The sequence below is a fragment of the Pedobacter ginsengisoli genome, assembly GCF_030244015.1.
Classification (GTDB): domain Bacteria; phylum Bacteroidota; class Bacteroidia; order Sphingobacteriales; family Sphingobacteriaceae; genus Pedobacter; species Pedobacter ginsengisoli.
Genome location: NZ_JASSYX010000001.1, coordinates 871,620 through 896,909, shown reverse-complemented (window position 1 = coordinate 896,909; position 25,290 = coordinate 871,620). Strand labels below are relative to the sequence as shown.

The window sequence follows — 25,290 nt, the reverse complement described above, 5'->3', positions numbered from 1 at the left end:
AAATACGGCATAACCTTTGTTCGATTGTCTAAAATCCTTCAGATGATGGCAGTACCTAAAAACAAACAGCAAGAGACAAAAGTACAAAAAGCGGATCAGGAGAAGGCGGAGCTGCGTGATATAGAAGAAGAGTTGCACGAAGTCCGCAGAGAGATCATGGATGCCCTGGGTAAGGATACCGATCCGCCGGCGACACAGGACGGACTGCGCTAAAACCGTACTTTCTGCGCATCTGCCGCGCTTGTTCTGCGCTAAATGATTCTTTTAAGCGCAGGAGCTGCGCAGAAAGTACACAGAAAGGGCGCAGGTCTTGGTAACAAATTAGTAGCATCACTTTTGATTAATGTATTTTAAGAACTACCTTTAAAATTCAATTTAACAATAAGATTTATATAACCACAACAATGAGCTTGAACAAAATTTTCATGACCACGGCCTTAGTCGCATGTGGACTGACTATGACAAACGCGCAGGAAAAGACAAAACCAGAACAAACGGAAGTATATACTCCGGTACCTAAAATAGTACAGGGAGCAGCCGTTTATACAGCTCCCCCATCGGATGCTGTAGTGCTGTTTGATGGTAAGGACCTGAGCAAATGGGTCAGCACCGATGACCGCAGTCAACCCGCAAAATGGACGGTTGCCGATGGAGTATTTATTGTAAACAAGAAAACAGGCGGCGGAAACATAGAAACCAAACAGTCATTTGGCAATTATCAGCTGCACATTGAATGGCAGGTTCCTGCAAATATAGAAGGCAAAGGACAAGGCCGCGGAAACAGCGGTTTATTTCTTGCCTCAATAGGTAAAGGTGATGCAGGTTATGAACTGCAAATCCTGGATTCCTACAAAAACGACACTTATACCAATGGCCAGGCCGCCAGTATTTACAAACAATTGGTTCCGCTGGCAAACCCAACCCACAAACCGGGAGAGTGGAATTCTTATGATGTCGTCTGGACAGCGCCGACATTTAACGACGATAAAAGTGTCAAAACACCTGCAAGAGTCACTGTATTCTTTAACGGCGTACTGGTTCAGAACAATGCAGAACTGAAAGGCCCGACCCAATATATCGGAGACCCTGCATACAGGCAGGCACATGGTCCCTCACCTATAAAGCTGCAGTCGCATGGCGATCCAAGCGCACCGCTCAGTTTCCGCAACATCTGGGTAAGAGAATTGTAAGAAATTTTTCATAATAAAAAAGCCAGGACAATGATCCTGGCTTTTTATTATGAACTTATCCGGTTAATTCTTCTCAATAATATACTTCGCCTCATGCCTGATCGGGAAATTACAGGAATTGGCAATGAAGCACATCTTATTGGCTTTCTCATGCAATGCATTGGCCTTTTCTATGTCTTCAGCTTTAGTGATGGTTACCTCAGGGTTCAGGATCACCTCTGTAAAATGGCCACTGCCGTCATCCGTCTCAGTCATCTTTCCTATCGCATTGTCTTTATAATCAAGCACGATAATTCCATTCTGGGAACAAAGGTGTAAGTACCACAGCATATGGCAGGATGACAAGGAGGAAACCAGCAGATCCTCAGGATTATACCTGTTCTTATCGCCCATAAATGCTGAATCTGATGAGCCTAGAATATCCGGCTTGTTGTTTACAGATATTACATAACTGCGGTCATATGACCGGTAATCCATTGTTCCTGACCCTTTATTGCCTGTCCAAACAAGACTCGTCTGATATTGATGTGCTTTCGTCATAACTATTTCTACTTGGTTACTCCAAATTAAGCATTTTCCGGAGGATTCTATATAAAAAATACTATTTCTTGTTCATGTCTGTCAGCCAGATATTTGTATTTTCCAGAGGCTGGTCCGTAGCCGTAAAAACAAGTTTCCCGCTGGCCACCAGCTCTTTCTGGCTGATCCATTTGCGTCCCGGCACTTTGCCGTTGAGCTCCACCGACCGGATGTACAGGCTGGATAGCCTGGGGAGTCATTCAACCCCCTTGCAACCCCTTCAAAGGGTTGAGAAAAAGTCATGAAGATCGGGAAACAGACTGAATCAGTACCTCTAAGAAATTACTTAAACAGAAAGAATGCAATGATCAGCGTGACAATAATATTGAAACCCTGGGCAATTAAAAAAGCATAAAAAGGTTTCTTACTGTTCCTGCCAAACAGGTCTTTAAAATTGGTTTCCAACCCGATACTGGTAAACGCCAATGCAAACCAAAGCCCCTGAAGGTTCTTTAAACTTCCTTTTACCAACACGATGGTTTCCTGCGGCACAAAGAAAGAGAACAGCAGGGATGCTGCCACAAATCCAATTACAAATTTAGGAAAACGGTCCCAGATTACTTTCAAAGTAGGTTTGGTTGCTTTGTCCTGCCCTGCCGGATGCTGGGTATAAGTCCAGTAGATAGAAATCACAAAGGCTGCAATGCCCAACAGCACATTCTGGGAGAATTTCACGATCGTGCTGATCTTTAATGCCTCCTCGCCCACCAGAGAACCGGAAGCCACAACTGCGCCGGTGGTGTCAATACTGCCTCCCAGCCAGGCACCTGTTACGGGTTGGGGGAAATGAAAGTAAGCTGCAATATAGGGCATGAAGATCATCATGGGGATGGCCGTAATGAGCACCATTGAGATCACATAGGAAAGTTTTTTTGAGTCGCCTTTAATCGCACCTGATGTCGCGATGGCTGCCGAAACACCACAAATGGAGACCGAGCTGGCAATCATCATGGTCAGTTCGTCATCGATCTTCATTTTTTTGCAGAGCCAGAAAGCGAAGTACCAGACGGAAAGTACGACAACCAGCGCCTGGATCAATCCAAGTGATCCGTTCTTCAGGATATCGGAGAATATAACACCTGTACCCAGCAGCACCAGACCGATCTTTACAAACAGTTCGGTAGAAAGGGCAGATTTGAACCATTCCGGAAGGGTGAAAAAATTACTGATCAGCAAACCGATCAGCAAGCTGAATATAACGGCTTCAAGGCCATAATATTTGATGGTGTCATTTCCTGCTATAACCAGGGCAAGCATGGTCAATATATAGACCACAGGAAAGGTCTTTAAATTTGCCGCTACGGATCTACCGGTAAGCACTGCACCGATAATTGCAATAGCGATCACAAAAAGGAACTGCAAACCTATATTTTGCAGGTTGCCGGCTGAAAAAACTGTGGTGGAAAGATCGGAAGTGCTTTTCCAGCTGAAAACAGGAACCGGGAGCAACAGTCCTGCAAGTGATACTAAAATGATCAGGCCGCCAAGGATGACGACTACCCAATCTTCATGGATGCTTAGTTTTTTTTGTTCTGACATTATATTTGATTTATTTGTGTTTCTATGTTCTCTGTTTTTTCCCTGAAAACACTGCGGCGTTTCAAGTTAATAAATTGATCATCTTTATTTGTATAACCTCAACTTTTAAGGACGATTGAAAAATGGTCTTTCAAAGCTGTTTTAGCTGCGTGATACCCGCACATCCCATGTACACCTCCTCCCGGCGGTGTCGAGGAAGAACAGATGTACAAGCCCTTCGCTGAAGTACGGTACGGGGAACTCCTGAGTGCCGGTCGGGTAAAGATCTGCCCCAGGTCAATGACCCCGCCGTTGATGTCGCCACCTATATAATTGGGATTGTACTCTTCTACCTGTGCGGTATCCATGGTATGCCTGCCCAGGATCAGGTCCCTGAAACCGGGTGCAAAGCGTTCTACCTGCTGCTCAATGATGGCTGTCATGTCTTTAGTCGAACCATTGGGCACGTGGCAATAAGCCCAGGCGGTGTGTTTTCCTTCTGGTGCCCTGGTCTCGTCAAATAAGCTTTGTTGCGCCAGCAGTACAAATGGTTTATCTGCGTGTTTACCTTCCCAGCTCAATTGTTCAGAAAGTTGAATTTCTTCAAGTGTATTGCCAATGTGCACGGTGCCGGCTTTTCTGGCTTCAGCCGCCGTAAAGGGGATCGGGCCATCCAGCGCCCAGTCGATCTTAAATACCCCCATACCGTAGCGGTAGCGTTCCAGCTGCCATTTGTAAATGCTGGAAAACTTATGTCCGGCTATCTTCAGCAATTGTTTTGGCGTCACATCAAAGAGCACAATTTTGGCGGAAGGGAGTTCAGCTAATGATTTGATATACCTGCCTGTTTCTATCCTTCCGCCGAGGGAGATGAAGTAAGAAGACAGGGCATTGGCGATCTCTTTAGAGCCGCCGACCGGAATGGGCCAGCCCTTGAGGTGTGCCGCGGTCATGAGCACCAGGCCGATTGCCGAGGTGGTCAGGTTGGTGAGTGGCTGTATAGAATGTGCCGCCATGCCCGCCCATAGTCCCTTTGCTTCCCGTGTTTTGAACCTTTTGGCGAGATGGCTCGAGGATGTCAGCGCATTGAGTCCGAAAGCGGCCATTTTCAGAGGATGTTTGGGAAAATGAAGCGGTCCTAATACGTCCGCTGCGATATCAGGCCAGTCCCTTACCAGAGGTTTGAAAAGATCAAGATAAGCCTGTTCATCCTGTCCGAGCAGTCTTGCTGTTTCCTCCAGGGAACTCCCTAAAACCGCAGCCGTACTGTCATCAAAAGGGTGGGCAGCGGCAAGGTCCGGAAATGTGTAAGCCAGCCCATGGTCTGCCAGGGGAAGGGTGTTGAAAAAAGGCGAGCCGATGGCCAGCGGGTGAATGGCCGAGCATACATCGTGTACGAAGCCCGGCAGGGTGAGCTCAGCTGAGGTCAGGCCGCCGCCGATCACATCTTTTCCTTCGATAAGTAATACAGAAAGTCCTTCTTGCTGTAAGGTAATGGCCGCCGCCAGTCCGTTTGGGCCGGAACCTACTACTACTGCATCAAATTCTGTTTTGCTCATTTTTTGTCAACTGCGTTTAGAGAATTGTGAAGATATGGATATTTATTTCTTTTGTCCAGGACCACGTAGATGGAATCGTTAAATTCGTTGGTCCCCTCGAGGATGATCCTGCCCGCAGCCGGTCTGCTGTAGTGCAGTACCTGCTTTTGATCGCGGTCAGACCTGTTCTTGTTCTGGAGGTAAAGCATGTGATTGGCTGTGTCTGCTTTGTAATAATACCAGATCCTGCCGCTGATACCTGACAATTCCCAGGTGGTGTTGATGTCCCTCTGTTCCGGATCATGCTTTTCTTTTTTATTGGCCTTGCCATATCTGCGGATATCACCTCTCCAGTCGAAACGCCATTTGCCGTCGTAGACCTCATGGTTGCGGGGGTAACTGCCTGCCGCAAACATCTCGATCTGCTGCGGCCTGCCTGCTACCTCAAAACTCATGGAAGACCAGTCCTCAAAAGTTACATTGTGCCAGCGAAGGGTATCTAAGGGCGAGTATGGGATCAGCTTGTTATTGAGCTTAAATTCAGTCACTTCATAAAATCCCCTGATTTTAGGCAGGCCGGGTGTATTCGGGATTTTATAAAAGTCGTTGTGGGTGAAGGCATAGACCTCAAAAACAAAAAAGAGAAAAACGAATACGAAATTGAAGGCAAATTTGATCGTGGTACGGCTATAGCGTTGCCATCTGGCCTTCAGCACCGGGTAAAAATGGCTGATCTTCGCGTTCTGTTCTTTGACGATCAGGCTCCAGACCCCCGGAATGTCGTACCAGAGGATAAAAACAGACAGCATGGCCATGCAGGCGCTTGGCACCTGCTCGCCGATGTCATAGGCATGGTTGGAGATGGCGATGTTTCCGAATACCACAAAGGTAATGGCGGCACCGATTCCTGTAGTACGCCTGAACAGCAGCAGGAAGCCACCGATGTATTCGGCGAAGCCGAGAAAAACCTCATAGGAAGGCGAGACACTGATCACTTCCCAGTACAGCCGTTTGGCGAAGAAATTGATCATTTCAGAATTCCAGAGCCCTTCGTTTTGTTCCGGCATCTGCATGACAAACAATTTTTTATAACCCCAGCCAATCCCGGCATAAGCGACCCGGTAGCGGGCTATGACCCGCAGCCAGTAATAAAGTACCCGGTAACTGACTGCTTTTGTATCAGTTTTCGTCCAGATGAAACCGCCCAGCAGTGCAATGACCAGAATGAAAGGCAGGTTGATATAGCTTTCTGCACCAAAGAAACCGCCTTCAGAAAAAATATTGATGAACTGGGGGTTGAAAAAGGCGACGATTTCGGTGAGGTGCCTGTAATTGAGATGTGCATAATCCATATTGATCAGCATCTGGTAAAAACCCAGGTCCAGAGGAATACTGAACAGGCCGAAAAAGATAAAGGCGATACGGAAGGCTATCTTTTGTACGTCTGTCCAGTCCTGCTGATGGGCGTAAGTCCCCGGATGCGGGAGTGCTTCCTGTTCTTCTGTGATGATGAGTTCTCTTGCCATTTTGTAGAAAAAAGTTAATGCATATAAAGCGGGTAGGTTTTGTTCTTCCGGTCGAGTATGACATAAATGGAGTCCCGGTATTCATTCAGGCCCTGAAGGATGATCCGGTCATGGCCTGGCCTGGAGTATTTAAGCGTCAGCTTCTGGTTTTGATATGCCTTGTTTTTATTTTGCAGGTACATTACCTGATTAACCGTATCTGTTTCATAGTAATAATGCCGGCGCCCGCCCCCGGTACCTGCTGATTCGTAGGTCCGGTCGACGTCTTTAAATTGTTTACCTCTGCCGGCTTCCCCGTGGATCACAAAGGTATTGAACACGGTAAAAGACAACGTAGACCATTTTTCAAAGGTCACGTCCTGCCACCTGAGTGAATCGACCGGGCTGTATGGAACAACCTGGTCGTTGACTTTGAATTCTGTCACTTCGTATAGTCCTCTTGCCCCGGCAAGACCTGGCCGGGAAGGTACTTTGTAAGAATCGTGTTTGTAGTTGTACCAGTGCAGGTACCCGCTCGTCACAAAGTAAAAACCGAATATAAAGGCTTTGAAGGCAATCCGCCCGTAACGCTGCCAGGGTTTTGCAAAAGGAAAATAATGGCTCTTCCATTCTGTATCTTCTTCTTTTACGATCAGCCGCCATAAAGCAGGCAAATATCTCCAGAGTACAAACGCACCGCCCAGCGCATAAAAAGTAGCGGCCAGGTGGATGCCACCATCATAAGCATGGTTGGCAAAGGCAATGTTGCCCACCATGGCCAATGCCAGTGCCGCTCCAAGTGCCCTGGTTTGTCTGAAAAACAGGAACAGCATGATTAGCAATTCGGCGAAACCTGCAAAGATCTCATAGTCGTGTACAAAACTAAATTGAATCCAGTAGAGTTTCTGGGCTACAAAATCCCCGAAAGGTGTATTCAGCTGCGTCAGTGCCAGATCTGGCATCTGTGTGGGAAATACTTTGGAAAAAGTAAGTCCCTGCAGCTGGATCACCATGGCATAACTGATCCCGGTGACCAGGAAGTAATAGAGGGTGTTGTAGCTTTTTCTTTTTCGGTCGGCCAATGTCCAGATGACAGCACCAAGCAATCCGATGACGAAAGCGAGCCCCCAGTTGATGTAGCTGGCCAATCCAAATTCCCCGCTTTCGGGATAAATGGTGAGCAGGTACTGCCTGGATACCGGAATTCCCCCGGTGTCATTCGCGCCGGGACGGTCACTGGATACTTTGATGGGACTAAATGAAGATCCGCTGAGCCGGCCCATATCCCGGATGTGCAGGTTTGACCACTCTGTGGTAAACCACTGCGTGTAAAACCGGGTATTCAAAGGCACGATCAGCACAAAGAAAAATATGAAAAATGTACGGAACGCATATTTTTCGAGAGGAGTCCAGCTCCTTTGTGCCCGGGCTCCGGGTGTCAGGTCGGTACTCATTTTTTAAAGTTTTATAGGTTTCCGTCTGCCCTCGTACAGCATGTATTTCCTGGTGATCCTGTCCAGCAGGGCATAGACCGAGTCTTTCCGTTCATTGACCCCCTTCAAAATGATGGTCGAGTCGTTCAGGAAATGATATTGTAAGGCATAGTGTTCTGTCTTATGGTTTTTGTTCTTATTGCTGAGTTCCAGTTTGTGCTGGAGGGTATCTGCCGAATAGGCGAAATAACGGCGGTCACCTACCCCTGCAGACTCGTAATTGCGGTCGATGTCGTTCTGATGATAACCTTCACCATTGGAGAGGTCTGGTATAATGGGTCTGGCAGTTTTGATGCTGATGGTCGCCCATTTTTCAAATACTACGTTTTGCCAGCGGTTGGTATCGGTCCTGGAATAAGGTATGACCTGGTTGTTCAGCCTGAACTCGCGTACATTGTAATAACCGTAGGTGCCATTCAGTCCTGCCTTTTTTGGAATTTTATAAGGCCCGTTTTTGTAATTGGCATAGGTGCTGAAGCCGAGAATGAGCAAAAACACCGCGGTTGCGCCTTTTAACAGCAGTCTTATCTTTCTGAAATTCCGGCTGGTCAGGGGTCTGAATTTATTGGCGATGGTGTATTTCTGCAGGACCAGCAACCGGTACAGCCGGGGCGCGTCATAAGCAAACAACACGGCCGCAATGAGGGTCAGATAAGCGCTGTAAACCTCCTGTCCGGCATCATAGGCCAGATTGGCGACAAATACATTGCCTGTAAAACCCAGGATGATCCCGGAGCCAAAAGTGGTGGTACGCCTGAACAGCAGCAGGATGCCGGCAAGCAGTTCTACTCCGCCAAGGAATACTTCATAGGGCTGGGCCACACCAAGTGTATGGTAATAGATTTTCCAGGGCAGGAAATCTCCATAATTAGTGTGCAGGTTGCTGAGGGAAGGATAGGGCATCTGCAAGGGGAACAGTTTGATGAACCCAAAGGCAATGATGCCCGTGGCCAGTCTGTACCTCAATATGACCCGCAGCCAGTAGTATAATTTGCCGTAATCTGTCTTTTGCTGCCTGTCGGCCAGTGGCCAGATAAATGCGCCGCTGATTGCGACAACGAGGGGAACCAGCCAGTTGAAATAGCCACTTAGTGAAAAAAACCGGGGTATATAGGTGGTCAGCTTAAACAGGTCATAAAAAGAAGGATCTGACCAGCTGGCTGAAAATATCTCCCTGTAAAATTTCCAGTCCAGTGGTACTACCAGGATGAAGAAATAAATGAAGACGGTCCTTAAAAGGATCTTTTCATGGTTCTTCCAGTTGGATGCTCCGTTTGAAGTATTAAAAAAACTCATGCCTTTTGCTATTGGATTAATAATCTTTGTTTTGTTCCAGATTGGGATCCAGCTGGATTTGTGTCACCGGGATCGGGAATACATATTCATGATCTGACACTTTGGTATTTGGGTCCAGTGCTTCCAATACGGCTTTGGCCCTGCCTGTTCTAGCCAGGTCAAACCAACGGTGTGCTTCCCATGCGAATTCAATCCGGCGCTCATTTTCTATGGCCAGCAGGATTTCTTCTTTGGTTACGGCCGCTGAGGGCTGGATCCCCGCGCGATCCCGTACCTGGTTCAGGTCAAACAAGGCTCCTGTGGCTGCAGATAAATTATTGAGCTGCGCCCTCGCTTCTGCCCGGATCAGGTACATTTCGGCGATCCGGAAGATATAGGCCGGATCGGTCGCATCCTTTCTGTAGTAAAGGTTGCCAAACCAGTTGGTGATCCCGCTCTGGGTCACGCTGCCGATCAGCGCGCTTCTGCCGCCTGATACTGCCGGATTGTTGAGCAACTGTACGAAGCGGTCATTTGGCGCATAGCGGTATTGCCCGCCATTGGTAGAATGCTGCATCTGGATGCGGATCGCGTTGGGATTGATGACACTGTACTGCAATTCAAATATGGATTCTTTACTTGCATTTACGTTGTTGGTAAACCAGGCACTGAATGGTTTGACCAGTGTATAATCGGCGGTCTTGTCAATTAACCTGGTGGCGTACTCTTCCGCCTGTGCCCATTCCTTTTTATACAGGTGCAACCTGGCCCGCAAGGCCCAGACGGTACGTCTGGTGGCCCGGATACGGTTTACTGCGTCTGGTAACAGTAGTTCAGCTTCTTCCAGGTCTTTCTGCACTTGTGCATAGGTCTCTGCCAGCGTGCTCCTTTTTACTTTCGTGCGGGTTTCCAGAGAGGAGGTGGGCTCCAGGATGAGCTGAACACCGCCCCATGCCCTCGCCAGATCAAAATAAGCCAGTGCCCGAATGAATTTGGCTTCACCGATATACTGGTTTTTAAGTGCGGGTGTCAGTAAGGGATCATTGACATTAGGAACTTTGCTGATCACCTGGTTGGCCCGGTTGATCGTGTTGTAAATGGCAATCCAGGCGGTATTGAAGAATACCTCATCTGTTCTGAAATTGGCGTTTACCAGGTTGGCAGAACCGCCGGTAGTCAGGTTCTTGATGTCGCCGCTGGGAAAATAACCCAGGGTAACATACGTTTCACCATAGTAGCCGATGGTGCTCATTTGCCGGTAAACGGCCCTTAATGCAGTTTCACTGGAGCCCTTGTCATAGATCGGGTTTTCATCTGATACCGCATTGACAGGCTCGGTAGTGAGGAACTTTTCGCAGGAACTGAGCGAAAGTACTGCAAATGAAAAAAGGATATATTTTATAAGTTTCATGTCTGAGTAATTAAAGTGTGAGGTTTAAACCTAGCTGTACGGTGCGGGGCTGAGGCGGTGTACCATAATCATAGCCTTGTATGTTTTGTGTACCCAGATTGGATTCAGGGTCTGCACCTGTATATCTGGTGAACAGCAACAGGTTGCTCCCGGTTACATAGAACCTGATTTTTTCGATGCTGATCTTTTCTGTGAATACTTTAGGCAGGGTGTAGCCCAGGGTTAGCGCACGCAGCCGTAAATAGGAGGCGTCTTCAAAGAACCGGCTGTTTTCCTGTCTGGCATAATTGGCGTCGTTCAGCTTAGGGGTATTGGTGATTTGCCCCGGTGTGGTCCAGCGGTCCAGCTGGCTCTTCAGCAAGACCCTTCCCGCATCCAGCGTACCACCAGTCTCTCCGAGCATCCGGTTGTGGTTCCAGATGTAATTGCCATAAGAAAATGTAAAGAATATACTCAGGTCCAGACCCCTGTAGGTAAAATTATTGGTCAGTCCGCCAAAGAATTCAGGCCAGGTACTGCCTACGATCTGACGATCATCGGCCGTGATCTTACCGTCTTTATTATAATCGTCAAACACGGCCTCGCCGTTGTCCGGGTTTACCGACAACTGCTTGTATAGCCAGTAGGAATAGAGTTCCTTTCCTTGCTGCAGGCGGATCAGATCCCTTCCCGCAAAAGGGATATCAGCAGGTATTTTTTCGATGGTGTTTTTATTCCTGGCGATGTTGAAATCTGTCTTCCAGGTGAAACCTGTGGTCCTCAGGTTGGTGGAATTGATGCCCAGTTCAAAGCCTTTGTTGCTGATCTCCCCGAAATTGGTGAGGTAAGCAGAGAATCCCGAGGCGCCCGGAACGGCTACCTGCAGCAGCGCATCGCTGGTGTATTTGTTGTAATAGTTGAACTCAATGTTGAGTTTGTCTTCAAACAGCCCGATATCAAGGCCCGTACTAAACTGTGCGGTACTCTCCCATTTCAAATCGGGATTGGCCAGCTGAAGGGGTGCTGTGCCCGGCAGCTCGGCTCCTCCGGCTACATCGGCATAGCCAAAGCCCCCTGTCCAGAGGCCCTGGGATGCAAAGTCATTGATCCCGGCCTGGTTTCCGGTAACGCCGTAACTGATCCGGTATTTGAGGTTGCTGATCTGGGAGACATCTTTGAGGAAATTTTCCTCCTTGATCCGCCATGCGGCACCCACTGATGGAAAGTAGCCCCATTTGTTGTTCTTACCAAATTTGGATGATCCGTCTGCCCGGATGGTAAATTCCGCATAGTACTTGCCTCCATAATTGTAATTGGCCCTGGAGAAAAATGAAGCCAGCGTACTGTTGGTTTTAAATTGTGAAGCGATCTGTGTTGCTGCTGAAGAAATCTGCGTATAAGAATTGTTCGGAAAATTAGTCCCTGTTGCAGCAACGTTTTTGATCTCCGCGCCTTGTAAAGTATTACCGATCAGTAAGCCGAAACTGTGTTTTCCGATCTGGTCATTGTAAGAAAGCGTTTGCTCGTTGATGGCCGCAGAAGATTGTGTAATGCTTTGCGTACCTCTGCCGCCGCTGTTGCCCAGGATGGTACGGGTATCCCAGTATTCGTTTTCTTCATAGTTGTCGTAATCCACCCCGAAAGTTGAACGAAATTTCAATTTAGGGGTAATGGCATAATCAAAATACAGGTTACCAATATAATGGTAGCTGTTCGACCATAAGTTGACGGTACTGGTTAGCACATCGATATTGTCAAAGTTCACCCATTTTAAAGGCGTTCCATTTGCGTCAAAGATCGGCAGATAGGTTGGAATGTTGAGGGAAGCCTGCAAAAGGGTTCCGTTGGCCCCATTAGCCGGCCGGGCCTGGTCGCGGTGACTCCTGGCTATGGTGTTACTGGTTCCTATAGATATCCTGGAGTTGAGCTTATGATCAAGGTTGACCTTCAGGCTTGCCCGGTCAAAACCCATTGGCTTCCATATAGACTCCTGCTCGGCATAACCACCGCCCAGGTAAAACCTGGTCTTATCTGATCCGCCCTGAATGGACAAATCGTAATTTCTCAGAGCCGCGGTGCGGTTTAGATAACTCATGCGGTCATAGGTTGGCTGTGTCGATGGCAGGCCTCTTCCAGTCACACCATTGATGATTTCGGTAGCAGGCCTGAAGGGTTCAGGCTTCCCTATGTTCCTGCTGTATTCATTCACCAGGATAGCGTGCTCCTCACCTGTTGTAGTTTTCCAAACGCGGTCTTCGGGCGCCCAACCAAGTCCTTCAGAACCATTGAAATCTATTTTGGTCTTCTGACCATAGTTACCTCTTTTGGTAGTAACCAGTACTACACCATTTGCCCCTCTGGAGCCGTAGATGGCAATAGCTGTGGCATCTTTCAGGATTTCAATACTTTCAATATCCGAAGGATTGATGTCGGACAGCGGGGAAGTTCCGCGCTCCTGTGCAATGTTCTGGAGACTGCTGTTGTTCACCCATACCCCGTCGATGATATATAAAGGATCATTGGTGGCATTAATTGAAGTCGCGCCTCTCACCCTGATGAAAATATCAGATCCTGGTACCCCGGTATTGGAATTGATCTGCACACCAGCAGCTTTTCCCTGTAATTGGGAATCGAAACCTGCTTCAGGAATGCTCCTTGTGCCGGAGGGATCAATTTTAGAGACTGACCCGATAAGGTTTTTGCGTTGCTGGGTACCGTAACCGACGATGACCACGTCATTGAGCTGTGCTGTGATCTCTTTTAATTTGATAACAACAGGACTGTTGTCCACAACAATTGTTTTCTTCTCATAAGTGACATGTCCGATTTCCAGGGTGTAAGGGAATTTCTGACCGGTAACAAACTCAAACCTTCCTTCGCTATTGGTTTGGACTGAATGGGTCGTACCCACTATATGAACACTTACTCCGGGAATCCCCTGTTTGGTCAGGGAATCCACAATCTGTCCTTTAAGGGGAGAATTGATCAGGGGTGTCGTAACCTGGGCATTTGAAATGAAGGGCAATGCCAAGAGTACCAGAGTGCAACTGCTCAGCAGCAGCGCTTTTTTAAACAAGGAGCCGGCACCAAATACGTACCTCCCCTTTTTAAAATTTTGCATAACTTTAAAAAGTTTTAATTAATACTAATCTATTGTTGAAACTAGGGTCTTCAGTAAGGGATTGGCGTTTCGTACTGATTACCTGAAAATAAAGGCAGGATCTGATCCTGTCTTTATTGCTATATAGCAGGAAATGCTATTGCATGAGACAGCAACAACAGGAAGTTAAGAACTGAAACTTCTTAGGGAAGGGGTTGAATTTTTCTTCGTGGTGGTGTAGAATTTGTTCCATCTGTTTAAATCATCATTTATACTTTATGAAACAAATGTAAGTGCATTTTTAGTAAAAACAAATTAAATCTACCGATTTAGTAGATTAATATTGCTAAATGGCTTTAAATAAGCCTGAACTTCATTTTTTAGCCCAAATAGTTCCATAATAAAATAATTACTGATATATTGGCTGTTCCAAAAATCAGGAACCTAAACAGCTTTTTACTAATATTTTGCGAAATGAAGCAACTCGTACTTTTACTATGCATAACCTTTAGCGGTCTTTCTCTTTTCTCACAGGAAAAAATTGATAAAACAACCTCCGGAAATCCGATTTTCCCCGGCTGGTACGCAGACCCTGAGGTGGCAATATTTAATAAGGAATACTGGGTATATCCTACTTATTCGGCTAAATACGAGGAGCAGGTCTTTATGGATGCTTTCAGTTCAAAAGATCTGGTCACCTGGAAAAAACACCCTAACATACTGGAAAAAGCCAATGTCAAATGGGCAAACAAAGCCATGTGGGCACCTTCAATCACTAAGAAAGGCAATAAATATTATTTGTTCTTCGGTGCCAATGACATTCAGAGTGACAATGAACTTGGCGGCATAGGCGTTGCGGTGTCCAATAAGCCTGAGGGACCTTTCAAAGACCATATAGGTAAACCGCTGATTGATAAGTTCCATAATAAAGCCCAGCCGATTGACCAGTATGTATTTAAAGACAAAGACGGGCAGTACTACCTGTACTATGGCGGCTGGAGACATTGCAATGTGGTGAAACTGAGTGATGATTTTAAAAGCATCGTTCCTTTTCCAGACGGTACAACCTATAAAGAAATTACACCTGAAGGCTACGTGGAAGGACCGTTTATGTTCATAAAAGACGGAAAATATTACTTTATGTGGTCAGAAGGCGGCTGGACCGGACCAAATTATTCTGTAGCATACGCGATAGCCGATTCGCCAATGGGACCTTTTAAACGGATTGATAAAATCCTGAAACAAGACCCTTCTATAGCGACCGGAGCTGGTCACCATTCGGTGGTCCAGAACCCTAAAACAAAAGATTACTTCATCGTTTATCACCGCAGGCCATTGGGAGAAACCAATGGAAACCACCGCGTGACCTGTATTGACAAGTTAGAGTTTGATGAAAACGGACTCATTAAACCGGTAAAGATCACATTTGAAGGTGTAGCCGCTAATCCGTTAAAATAACAGGATGCATGGCTCCTGAGAACTTATATGACGCAGAAGACACCGAACTGCTGATAAAGCTAAGCGAAGGCAGTAAACCTGCTTTTGACACGCTTTACAACAGACACTGGAAATACGTCTTTAATGCAGCTTATAAACGGCTGAGTAATGAACAGCAGGCCCAGGATATTGCCCAGGATGTATTTGTGCAGCTTTGGATCAGAGGTACCAAATCGCCGATAGAAAATCTTTCTGCATATTTACAGGTATCAGCGAGAAACGGCGTTTTTAAGCATTTCGAGAAACAGGGCAAACTGTCCGTGCTGCCGCATACGGTCGTTGATGTGACAGATGAACATGACCGTGCAGATGCGGGAATATTGCACCAGGAGTTTTTAACATCATTTAATGAGCTGGTGGAAAGCCTGCCCCAACAGCAGCGTCTCATTTTCAGAATGAGGTTTGAGGAGGATCTGAGCAGTCAGCAAATCGCGGATCAGCTCGAAATCTCTCCTAAAACCGTGAGGAACCAATTGGGCAGGGCGCTGACAACGTTGAGAGGTTCGCTCCTCGCGCTGCAGTTTTTATTTATCCTGTATCCGGGAAGATAAGTTTTCGCTTCTCCTTAAGTATACAGGCTACAGACAGGCCGATTAAAATTGATGAAAAGCATCTGACACAAAGCCCAGTACTTTAGGCAATGATCCTCTCCAGTAGGTCCAGGTATGTCCGCCGTCGCGCACGCGGTATTCATGAGGCACTTCTTTCTTACGCATGGCAATGTGTACTAAAGCATTACCTTCATACAGGAAATCATCGTCACCACAGTCGATATACCAGCGTACGGCCTTTTTCTGATCATCAGGCATATTGTTGACCAATGCCAGTACACTCTGACGGTTGTAATAGCTGGTGACTGCTGAGTCGTCTACATCAGGGTTATTCCTTACCAGCGCTTTCTTGGCGTCTTCCAGACTAAATGGACCTACAGCTGCACTTAACGGACAGGCTGAAGAGAACATTTCGGGGTGGTGAAGGGCATAAACAAATGTGCCGCCCCCGCCCATCGATAACCCGGCAACTGCTCGCGAGCGCTTATCTGCTTTGGTACGGTATTTCTTTTCTACAAAAGGAATCAGTTCTTTGAAAAAGAAGTCTTCGTAGTTCCAGTCTCCTTTAACATCATTGAAATACCCCCTCCGACCAGTGTTCGCATCAGGCATGACAATAATCATGGGCGTTGCGGTACCGTCGGCTATGGCCTTATCAGTGATGTTCAGTACCTCACCAAATTGTACCCACCCGGTCTGATCGTCGCCCGCTCCGTGCAACAAATATAAGACAGGGTAACTGCGGCCTGAGGTTTCGTAATCAGGTGGCAGGTAAATGGCATATTTACGTTCGCTTTTTAAGATTTTGCTGGGAAGCGTCAGGTTATCATAAACCTTCCCGATCTGGGCAAATGACGTGAGAGGCCCCAATAATAAGAGCGCTGTAGCCGCTGTAAGTAGTTTTTTCATCATGTGGTTATATTGGTTATGCCAGTAGCTGAATCTACTGGTACAATAAATTTAATATATATTTTCAATTCGAGTGGGCTATTTTCAAATTTCGGACTCATATAGGTATAAAAGGGATAATGAGAGACTTTCGTAAACAGCATTTTCTAGAGATATTAGAGAAATACAGGAAAAATATAGCCTCTTCTGAGGAAATTAAGTTCCTGGAATCTTATTATAATACATTTGAAGCCAATAAAACGCTCATTACTGAAGAAAATGAAGCAGATTACCTTTATTTGAAAGAAAACATCAAAAATGAAGTTGACAAAATAATCAGTGCACCAAAGATCAGGGTTAAAAAACTCAGCTGGTATAAATTTACCGCCGCAGCTGCCGCCATTTTGATGCTTCTTTTTGTTTCACTGTATTTCTTTTCGCGCAATGAGGAACGTGATCATACTGCGAGAATTGACAAAACTATAATTCCTGGAGGTAACAAAGCTGTATTGACACTTGCCGGTGGACGGAAGATCGTATTAAATGACGCTGCAACAGGTGAAATTGCAAGACAGTCGGGCATTACCATCACAAAAACAGATGACGGTCAGATTGTATACAGTGTTGCCGCTGAAGATGGGCAGATTCTGCAAAACACCATCTCTACGCCTAGAGGGGGGCAATACAGGGTAATATTGCCTGATGGTACGAACGTACTGCTAAATGCAGCCTCGTCTCTGGTCTACCCGACTGCTTTTAAAGGCGTTGAACGATTGGTACAACTCAATGGTGAAGCTTATTTTGAAGTGGCAAAGAATAAAAATATGCCTTTCAGGGTAAAATCAGGCGGACAGACAGTCGAAGTGCTGGGTACACATTTTAATATCAATGCTTATGAAGATGAGAACTCCATAAAGACCACACTTGTTGAGGGAGCTGTAAAGGTTTCTTCGTCCATCGGATCGAGTCTGATCGTCCCCGGACAACAGGCTGTGCTCAGCAGGGAAGGCAATGGCGCTATCTTTAGACGCAATGTAAATATAGATAAGGAAATCGCCTGGAAAGACGGAATGTTCTCCTTCGAAAATGATGACGTCAAGTCTGTAATGCGCAGCATCGCCCGCTGGTATAACGTGGATGTAAGCTATAAGGGCGATCTATCTGACATTGTATTCTCCGGAGAGATCTTCAGAACTGCAAAGCTCTCGGAAGTATTTGAAATACTGAAACTCAATAACGTTCAACTGGATGTCCAGGGCAAAACCATTATTGTTTCTTATAATGGCGAAACTGTATCAACTTCTAAAAAAAGACCTTAAAAATTATTAAATAACAACACCATTCAACCCTAAAAAACCGAAACCAACTAACCGATTATTCACACTAAGAAGATTCTGATGATAAGAAAGCTACAATAGACCAACAACCACTACAAATATTTGACAAAAAACCGGAAGTATCTCACCACTCCCGGTTTAAAAAAAGGTCAGCAGTCAGATGTTGAGACCGGACTGCTATTTATTCACTTTATTCTATTCCAAAAGTATGAAATTAACTTTTCTTTACAACCCTGCATTTTTGATGCGGAGGGTAAAGTACAAATTATTAATAGTGATGAAATTAACTGCTATTTTATTACTGATCGGCACCATGCATTTGTCTGCCGCAAGCTATTCGCAAAGTGTGACGGTTTCCAGGAAAAACACCACCCTGGAAACGGTTTTCAAAGACATCAAACAACAAACCGGTTACCTGTTCTTTTACAATGGAAAGGTAAACCTGAAAAGGCAGACGCTTAATGTGGAACTGAAGAATGTGCCGCTTGAGGAGGCTTTGAAAGCTTGCCTGACTGATCAGAACCTGACCTATAACATTGTGGATAAGACCATCGTGATCAGGAATAAGGAAACAGACCGCTTGCAGGACATTCAAGTTGATCTTATTATGGTTTCAGGACGGGTTATAGACGCAGAAACACAGCAAGGTATCCCTGGTGTGAACATCTCTTCTAAAACCATAAAGACCCTCAGTGCCCAAACTGACCCGCAAGGGAACTTTAAATTTATGACGCAGACTGGCGATATCATAGTCTTCAGTTATGTTGGTTTCAAGCCTAAAGAAGCTAAAGCGACTGCGGCACCTATGCTGATCGCGCTGGAAGCCGACGTAAAAACCATCGAAAATGTGGTGGTTACCGGTTATCAGACCATCAAAAAAGAGAGTTATACAGGAACCGCGATTACAATGACCGGCGCAGATTTGAAGAAGATAAACCCTCAAAATCTGCTTTCCAGTATCGGTGCTTTTGATCCTTCTTTCAAATTACAGCAAAATAACCTGGTTGGATCAAATCCAAACCGTATTCCGAATATCAACGTCAGGGGCTCTTCAGCCCTACCAAGTGGCGATGGTGAAGTACTACGCCGGGATGACTATACCAGCGGCACTAACATGCCGGTATTTATCCTGGACGGATATGAGGTAAATGTGCAAAAGATATTTGACCTTGACATCAACAGGGTGGAAAGTGCCACTTTACTGAAAGATGCCGCAGCCACCGCAATCTACGGATCACGCGCGGCAAACGGTGTGCTTGTTGTCACCACCAGAGCACCAAGGGAAGGTAAACTGCGCGTAGATTATAACTACGAACTGAATGTGACGGGTGCAGATCTTTCAGACTACCAGGTATTGAATGCAAGGGAGAAAATGGAGTATGAGGTCCTGGCGGGACTATATGATGGCAACAAGCAAAGCGTTAGTCAGGATGAGTTAAATTCATTCTATTACCACAAATACGCCAATGTTGTCGGTGGTGTCAATACCTATTGGTTGTCTCAGCCAGTTCGAACTACGGCGGGACAAAAACATTCCATCAATCTGGACGGCGGTTCTCAAGCTTTCCGTTATGGAGTGGACCTGCGCTACCAAACCCGCCCGGGTGTGATGAAGGGATCCTCGAGAGATCAGTATTCCGGAGGCATGAACTTCATGTACAACCTCAATAAATTCCAGTTCAGGAACGATCTTTCCATAACCCAGGTTTCTGGTACAGAATCCCCTTATGGCGATTTTAAAAATTATGTGCGCATGAACCCTTACTATCCTATGATGGATGGGTCTGGAAGATATCCTCAGGTTGTTGATGAGTGGGAGAAGCAGGACGGCAGCAAAACAGCGACACTTAACCCGCTGTATGACGCTCAATTGAGTAGTTTCAACAAATCGGCTTACACAGAGATCATAGACAACCTATCTGCTGAAATAGAAGTTGTAAAAGACCTGAGATTAAGAGCCCAGATGAGTTTAACCAGTCGCTCAACTGCAGACGACATCTTCTCCTCACCTTTTGCCAATAGGTTCTATGAATATACTACAGATAGGACAGATGAAAAAGGTGAATATTTTAGTGGCCAGAAAAAAGAATTGATCTGGGATGGTACCTTGAGAGCGACCTGGCTAAAACAAATAGGGGGAAGCTACATCAACCTTGTAGGTGGTGTGAACGTGAGAAGTGACATGCGTGATTCAAAAGATTTTACTGCTATAGGTTTCGCCAACGACAGGTTTACCAGTATTGGTTTTGCCAAGGGGTATGCAGAAAATGGCAAGCCAAACAGCGATAAGGAATTATCAAGATTATTCGGTTCATTCTTAAGCACCAATTATTCATTTCAAAATAAATACCTCCTGGATGCTACAGTTAGGGTAGATGGTTCATCTAAGTTTGGAATAGATAATAAACTCGCACCTTTCTGGTCGCTGGGACTGGGATGGAATGTTCACAACGAGCCCTTCTTAAAAGACAATCCGATAATCAGTCAATTGCGCATAAGAGCATCTACCGGTCTAACCGGATCTGTTGAGTTCTCTCCGTATCTTTCCAGAACTACGTATAAATACAATACAAATGACTGGTACTCCTCAGGGATCGGCGCCATTGTAGACAATTATGGCAATGACAATCTTTCCTGGCAAAAAACAAGGATGACAGACATCAGCTTGGATCTAGGTATGTTTAAAGACCGTCTAACCATCACGCCGAAAATTTATAGGAAATTTACCAAGGATATCCTGGCGGATGTCACCATCGCTCCTTCTACAGGCTTCCTATCTTACAAGGAAAATCTTGGAGATATGGAGAACAAAGGCGCAGAGGTTAATCTAAGGTGGGAAGCTATTCGTCATAAAGGCCTGAATGTAAGTCTCTTTGGAAATTTTGTATCCAACAGAAACAAAATCCTGAGGATTTCTAACGCCTTAAAAAAATATGAAGACCGGGCGAATGACCTCCAATCGAAAGAACCTAAGCCAAATGAACCTGGCTTTAGAGGTATTCCACTACTCAGATACAGAGAGGGTCACTCAATCAATACCATTTACGGCGTACCATCATTAGGTATCGATCCTGAAAACGGACGGGAACTATATGTAAAGCGTGATGGAACCTTGACTTATGAATACGACAAAAGAGATATCGTTCCAATCGGCAATGCAGATTCTAAACTGGACGGTTCATTTGGAACTAACATTTACTTTAAGCGCTTCAATCTGTCGGCCAACTTCAGAACTTATTTTGGAGGCGACCTCTATAATCTGACGCTTGTAGAGCGGGTAGAAAATGCAGATCCTAAATACAACGTAGATAGAAGAGTATTTGAAGATAAATGGAAACAATCGGGAGACCTGAGCTTCTACAAAAACATAGCCGACCTCGGTACTACAGAGGTAAACTCCAGATTTATTCAAAAAGACAATCTGCTGAACCTTGAGACACTTGCACTTTCTTATGATGTAGATCAGAAATATGCGAAGAAGTTTGGGATGACCAACATTATGTTTACGCTGACGGCAAATGATGTATTGCGCTGGTCTTCTGTAAAACAGGAAAGAGGGATTGACTATCCGTTTGCCAGAAGCGTAACATTTGGATTAAGAGCTGGATTTTAAGAATAATTAAGGATATTTTAAAATATAAGAATATGAACAAGAAGTTATTAATTGGAGTATTTCTGCTGATGGGATTGTTCTCTTCATGTAAGAAATGGCTGGAACTGCAGCCTGAATCCGATATCGCTGCGCCGGATTTGTTCTCTACGGAAAACGGCTTTATGGATGCAGTCAATGGCATTTATACCCGTGCTACCCGGGAAGAACTTTATGGCAAGGAACTGACGTTTGGCACACCTGAAGCTTTGGCGCAGAACTATTCTACGCGTGAAGATGGCGAAGATTACAGACAAACATCACTATACAACTATAAACAGGGTAAGTTTATAGAACGCAAGGATAAGATCTGGGCGGGACTTTACGGCTCAATCGCCAACTGCAATCTGATTTTGCTCAATGTAGACGAAAAGAAAAATGTCTTCAGCGGAGCTAACTATGAAATTGTGAAAGGTGAAGCACTCGCATTGCGTGCGTATTTTCACTTTGACTTGTTGCGTCTCTTTGCTCCTTCTTATTTAAGCAATCCTACTGCACAGGCAATTCCCTTTGTGACAAAGTATTCTAAAGATCCAACACCAATGAGCAATGTCACACAAGTCATAGACCTCATTATTAAGGACTTGGAAGAATCAAAAGCTCTGCTGATAAAAGATCCGATCAGAAGTATAGGATATAAAATAGGCTACCCTACGGTCAGAGATACGACTTTCAATACAGAAGAGTCTTCTCCCTTCCTATTTCTCCAAAATAGGAGACACCGTATGAACTATTTTGCAGTTTGCGGCGCATTAGCGAGGGTTTATCTGTATAAAAACGACAAAGCAAATGCACTGATCAATGCCAAAATAGTCATCGACCAAAAACGCGCTGATGGCAAACCCAAGTTCCCCTGGACCCTAAGCACAGATTTTGGAGCTTTTGATGAGGAAAAAAAAGACCGGATACTGTATCAGGAACTCGTCTTTGGCTGGTATATTCCGGAAATGGCCAAAAACATCAAAGATCATTGGTTTCAAAGTGGTACTAATGGACTCTATCTGATAGGAGATGCAGGAGACTTCATATATGAAAAACAAACTGCGGGTGCTCTTGATTCACGGTTTAAATACTATCTCACGAAGAGTTCAACACAGGGAAATGGTGCACATTACGAAATCATCAAATACCTTAGAAATAACAAGAGTGAATTGCCTGGTGCAAACCTGCATTACCTGATGGCACCTGCGATCCGGTTAAGCGAGATGTACTACATTGCCGCTGAGGCAATTTTCCCTACCGATGCCGCCAAAGCGTATGAATACCTGAATGCTGTGCGCTCGGCTAGGGACATCGGCGATAAACTTCCGGTAAGCACACAAGAAGATTTCCTGAGGGAACTTGCAAAGGAAGTCCGGAAAGAAACCCTGGCAGAAGGGCAGTTGTTCTATTTTTACAAACGTCTGAGCAGAGGAATTGTAGGGCCAACCGGATCAATTATCCCGGCTTCCAACAATATTTTCGTTTTGCCTTTGCCTAACGATGAGTTGGTATACGGCGGCAGATAAACCATGTTATATTTTAAAAAAGAAATTATGAAATCATATATCATCATATTGCTGGCGGTGATCTGCTTCGCGTCCTGTAAAAAGGCAGAAGAGATGAGGTTTGACCATGCAGCCAATGTTTATTTCGACCTTAGTCAAAGAGACCGTGATAGTATCGTAACCACCTTTGCCTATACACCGACCATACCTGAGGATACAGTCTGGCTGCCTGTAAGACTCTCAGGTGTCAGAACGGAGAATGCCCGGACATTTACTGCGAAGATAGAAACCGACAGTTCTACAGCCAGGCCTGAGCTGCATTATGAACCATTGAAGCCCAGCTACAGCATTCCTGCCGGAGCAGGCATTGCCTACATCCCTCTGGTTATCTATAACAAGGATAAAGAGCTGGAAAACCGTTCTGTATCCATCATAGTAAAACTGACTGGAACCAGCGACCTGGGAATTGAGAATCCTTATGTCATCAGGGCAAAGGTAATATTCTCCGCCACTTTAGAGAAGCCAGGCGGATGGTGGGATTTTTGGCCATTGGCTCCCTACTCCAGAACCAAGCATGAGCTATTTATATTGACGACAGGTCAAACATGGATGTCGGAAGACGGCCTGGATGCACCAAAAAATCTTTATTACGTAGGATTGCTTACAACAATGCTCAACAATCCGTTCAATTGGGTGGCAAAAAATCCTTTGAAGGGATATGTCTTAGAAGAAGTAACACCTGGAAATACGGATAGCTATTATTTTTATAATACCGGCAATCCGGCAAAGAAGACCTTACTGAGAAAGAATACACAGAATAATAAATATTACTTTATAGATGAAAACGGCAATGAAGTCCTTTAACAAAGTAAACACAGGTATTAGAAAAACACTGGCACTGTTGGTGTTGGTATTTTCGCTGGCAGCTTGTCATAAAGATTTGGGCAATTACGAAATTGACATGCCTTTGGAGCCGCAAGTGACCACATTAGACACCCTTTATTCAGCCACTGTGGGCGATAGCCTAATTATCGATCCCGGAGTAAAAGCCCCTCCGGGAACTGAGCTGGAGCTGAGCTGGAAAATCAGTGTGATGACTGGCAAGGATCTTACTTATGTAGGTCCGGTGATGAAGGTGATTTTTGGTCTGGCAGCAGAAAACTATACGGGCTTACTAACTATTCACAATAAAACGAATGGAATGAAATACTTCCATAAATTTAAGGTTACGGGTGCCACCGAATTCGGTTCCGGGACCACTGTGCTTAGCGTGGAAAACGGGACAACTCAATTCTCTTTCATTAAACCGGACGGCACCTTACAAGCCCGTCTTTACAAGGCGATACATGGCAAAGAACTGCCCGCTAATCCAATGTTTCTGTTTCTGTTGAAGAAAAATGGGGGAACGCTTGCGTTGGGTTATTGGATCATCACTAAAAATGGCGGTGTGCGGTTAAACACCAGTACAATGACAGAGGATGAGAAGTTTCCTAATAACCTTGCAGGCAATTTCTTTACAACACCTGATGACCTGGAAGTGGACAATTTTGTGGCACATTCTCAAGGGGTAATGATGGGTGTGGTAAACGGTAAGTTTTATGGGGGAACAACCAGTACATGGGATCAGGCTCCAACTTATGGCATGTTTGGATTGCCTGCCGATGGCGACTATGAACTGGCACCTTCCTTTGTGATGGGAGAAGCCAATAACCAAACCTACTTCGTTGTATTCGACAAAAACAAAAGACAATTCCAACGCATCAACCTTTATGGAGCTCCTGCTTACTTCGGAACTCAGTACGCCGTAGAAGATCCAACAAATTCCTTTAATCCCCTGAACGTCGGGATGGACTTAATAAAGATGATTCAATTGAACAATGCCGATTGTTTCGCTTACATGAAGCAGACTGATGGTAAGATCTATGAACTAAAATTCAATGTTTCGTTTTTAGGCCCTTTTACTTTCACTACGCAACACAAACGTGAGTTCATCCGTCAGGATTTGATTACTGCCGACACGAAATGGCAGGGTGCGAAAAATGGTGTAATCTATATCGCTTCTGGAAACAAGGTGGTTATTTACAATCCGATTAATCAAGAAGTAAGAAACCTGGCAACCGATTTAGGTGGCGAGGCAATTACCATGTTAAAACTGTCTGAAGACGAAAAAACATTGATGGTGGGAACTAGGGAAACCGTTTGGTTTACCAATATCAACACAGGCGAATACGGATCCTTCATTAAAAAAATTGAAGGCATACCTGGCGACCCTGTGGATATAGCCATCAGATAA

At 45.4% G+C, this 25,290-nt stretch carries 19 protein-coding genes; 9 read left to right on the top strand and 10 right to left on the bottom strand.

The features are described 5' to 3' along the window. The first annotated feature begins 42 nt into the window (after positions 1–42). Together QEP08_RS03965 and QEP08_RS03960 are read left to right on the top strand one after the other, a co-directional pair. Positions 43–213: a hypothetical protein gene (locus QEP08_RS03965; protein WP_285056001.1), complete on the top strand. Its 171-nt coding sequence runs from the start codon at positions 43–45 to the stop codon at positions 211–213. 191 nt (positions 214–404) lie between these two features. Further along, positions 405–1,190, top strand: coding sequence for a 3-keto-disaccharide hydrolase (locus QEP08_RS03960; protein ID WP_285055999.1), 786 nt, complete (start codon positions 405–407; stop codon positions 1,188–1,190). Positions 1,191–1,253: 63 nt separating this feature from the next. Here the strand turns inward: QEP08_RS03960 and QEP08_RS03955 are convergent, their stop codons facing one another. From QEP08_RS03955 to QEP08_RS03915, 9 genes are all read right to left on the bottom strand, one after another. Beyond that, the gene (locus QEP08_RS03955; protein ID WP_285055997.1) at positions 1,254–1,730 is read right to left on the bottom strand and encodes an OsmC family protein; all 477 of its coding nucleotides are present in this window, start codon (positions 1,728–1,730) and stop codon (positions 1,254–1,256) included. 61 nt (positions 1,731–1,791) lie between these two features. Next, positions 1,792–1,932, bottom strand: a complete 141-nt coding sequence (locus tag QEP08_RS03950) for a hypothetical protein (protein WP_285055996.1) — start codon at positions 1,930–1,932, stop codon at positions 1,792–1,794. A gap of 119 nt (positions 1,933–2,051) precedes the next feature. Continuing rightward, entirely contained in the window at positions 2,052–3,308 is a 1,257-nt protein-coding gene (locus QEP08_RS03945) for a YeiH family protein (protein ID WP_285055995.1), read from the bottom strand. A gap of 98 nt (positions 3,309–3,406) precedes the next feature. Beyond that, positions 3,407–4,846: a phytoene desaturase family protein gene (locus QEP08_RS03940; RefSeq protein WP_285055993.1), complete on the bottom strand. Its 1,440-nt coding sequence runs from the start codon at positions 4,844–4,846 to the stop codon at positions 3,407–3,409. After that, the gene (locus QEP08_RS03935; protein WP_285055992.1) at positions 4,843–6,351 is read right to left on the bottom strand and encodes a hypothetical protein; all 1,509 of its coding nucleotides are present in this window, start codon (positions 6,349–6,351) and stop codon (positions 4,843–4,845) included. The genes QEP08_RS03940 and QEP08_RS03935 overlap by 4 nt, the downstream gene beginning before the upstream one ends. Before the next feature lie 14 nt (positions 6,352–6,365). Beyond that, the gene (locus QEP08_RS03930) at positions 6,366–7,784 is read right to left on the bottom strand and encodes a hypothetical protein (protein WP_285055990.1); all 1,419 of its coding nucleotides are present in this window, start codon (positions 7,782–7,784) and stop codon (positions 6,366–6,368) included. Between the two features lie 3 nt (positions 7,785–7,787). Further along, positions 7,788–9,119 carry a DoxX family protein gene (locus tag QEP08_RS03925; RefSeq protein WP_285055988.1) on the bottom strand — a complete coding sequence of 444 codons (1,332 nt, stop codon included), beginning with the start codon at positions 9,117–9,119 and terminating at the stop codon, positions 7,788–7,790. A 16-nt stretch (positions 9,120–9,135) separates the two neighbouring features. Continuing rightward, positions 9,136–10,509, bottom strand: a complete 1,374-nt coding sequence (locus tag QEP08_RS03920; protein WP_285055986.1) for a RagB/SusD family nutrient uptake outer membrane protein — start codon at positions 10,507–10,509, stop codon at positions 9,136–9,138. 10 nt (positions 10,510–10,519) lie between these two features. After that, positions 10,520–13,609: a SusC/RagA family TonB-linked outer membrane protein gene (locus tag QEP08_RS03915; RefSeq protein ID WP_285055984.1), complete on the bottom strand. Its 3,090-nt coding sequence runs from the start codon at positions 13,607–13,609 to the stop codon at positions 10,520–10,522. Positions 13,610–14,062: 453 nt separating this feature from the next. Between QEP08_RS03915 and QEP08_RS03910 the strand changes: the two genes are divergently transcribed. Next, positions 14,063–15,046, top strand: a complete 984-nt coding sequence (locus tag QEP08_RS03910; protein ID WP_285055983.1) for a glycoside hydrolase family 43 protein — start codon at positions 14,063–14,065, stop codon at positions 15,044–15,046. An 8-nt stretch (positions 15,047–15,054) separates the two neighbouring features. After that, a complete protein-coding gene (locus QEP08_RS03905) occupies positions 15,055–15,636 on the top strand; it encodes an RNA polymerase sigma factor (RefSeq protein ID WP_285055981.1) in 582 nt (193 codons plus the stop codon). Between the two features lie 42 nt (positions 15,637–15,678). Here QEP08_RS03905 and QEP08_RS03900 read toward each other — a convergent pair whose 3' ends face one another. Next, on the bottom strand, positions 15,679–16,548 hold the full coding sequence (locus QEP08_RS03900) for an alpha/beta hydrolase (protein WP_285055980.1): 870 nt from the start codon (positions 16,546–16,548) through the stop codon (positions 15,679–15,681). A 116-nt stretch (positions 16,549–16,664) separates the two neighbouring features. Here QEP08_RS03900 and QEP08_RS03895 point away from each other — a divergent pair, with 116 nt between their 5' ends. The 5 genes from QEP08_RS03895 (at position 16,665) to QEP08_RS03875 (ending at position 25,290) form a co-directional block, all read left to right on the top strand. Then, positions 16,665–17,843, top strand: coding sequence for a FecR family protein (locus QEP08_RS03895; protein WP_285055978.1), 1,179 nt, complete (start codon positions 16,665–16,667; stop codon positions 17,841–17,843). Between the two features lie 226 nt (positions 17,844–18,069). Further along, entirely contained in the window at positions 18,070–21,474 is a 3,405-nt protein-coding gene (locus QEP08_RS03890; protein WP_285055977.1) for a SusC/RagA family TonB-linked outer membrane protein, read from the top strand. Positions 21,475–21,506: 32 nt separating this feature from the next. After that, a complete protein-coding gene (locus QEP08_RS03885) occupies positions 21,507–23,018 on the top strand; it encodes a RagB/SusD family nutrient uptake outer membrane protein (RefSeq protein ID WP_285055975.1) in 1,512 nt (503 codons plus the stop codon). Between the two features lie 27 nt (positions 23,019–23,045). After that, positions 23,046–23,861, top strand: coding sequence for a DUF4843 domain-containing protein (locus QEP08_RS03880; protein ID WP_285055973.1), 816 nt, complete (start codon positions 23,046–23,048; stop codon positions 23,859–23,861). Beyond that, positions 23,836–25,290, top strand: a complete 1,455-nt coding sequence (locus QEP08_RS03875; RefSeq protein WP_285055972.1) for a PKD-like family lipoprotein — start codon at positions 23,836–23,838, stop codon at positions 25,288–25,290. Before QEP08_RS03880 ends, QEP08_RS03875 begins: the two co-directional genes overlap by 26 nt.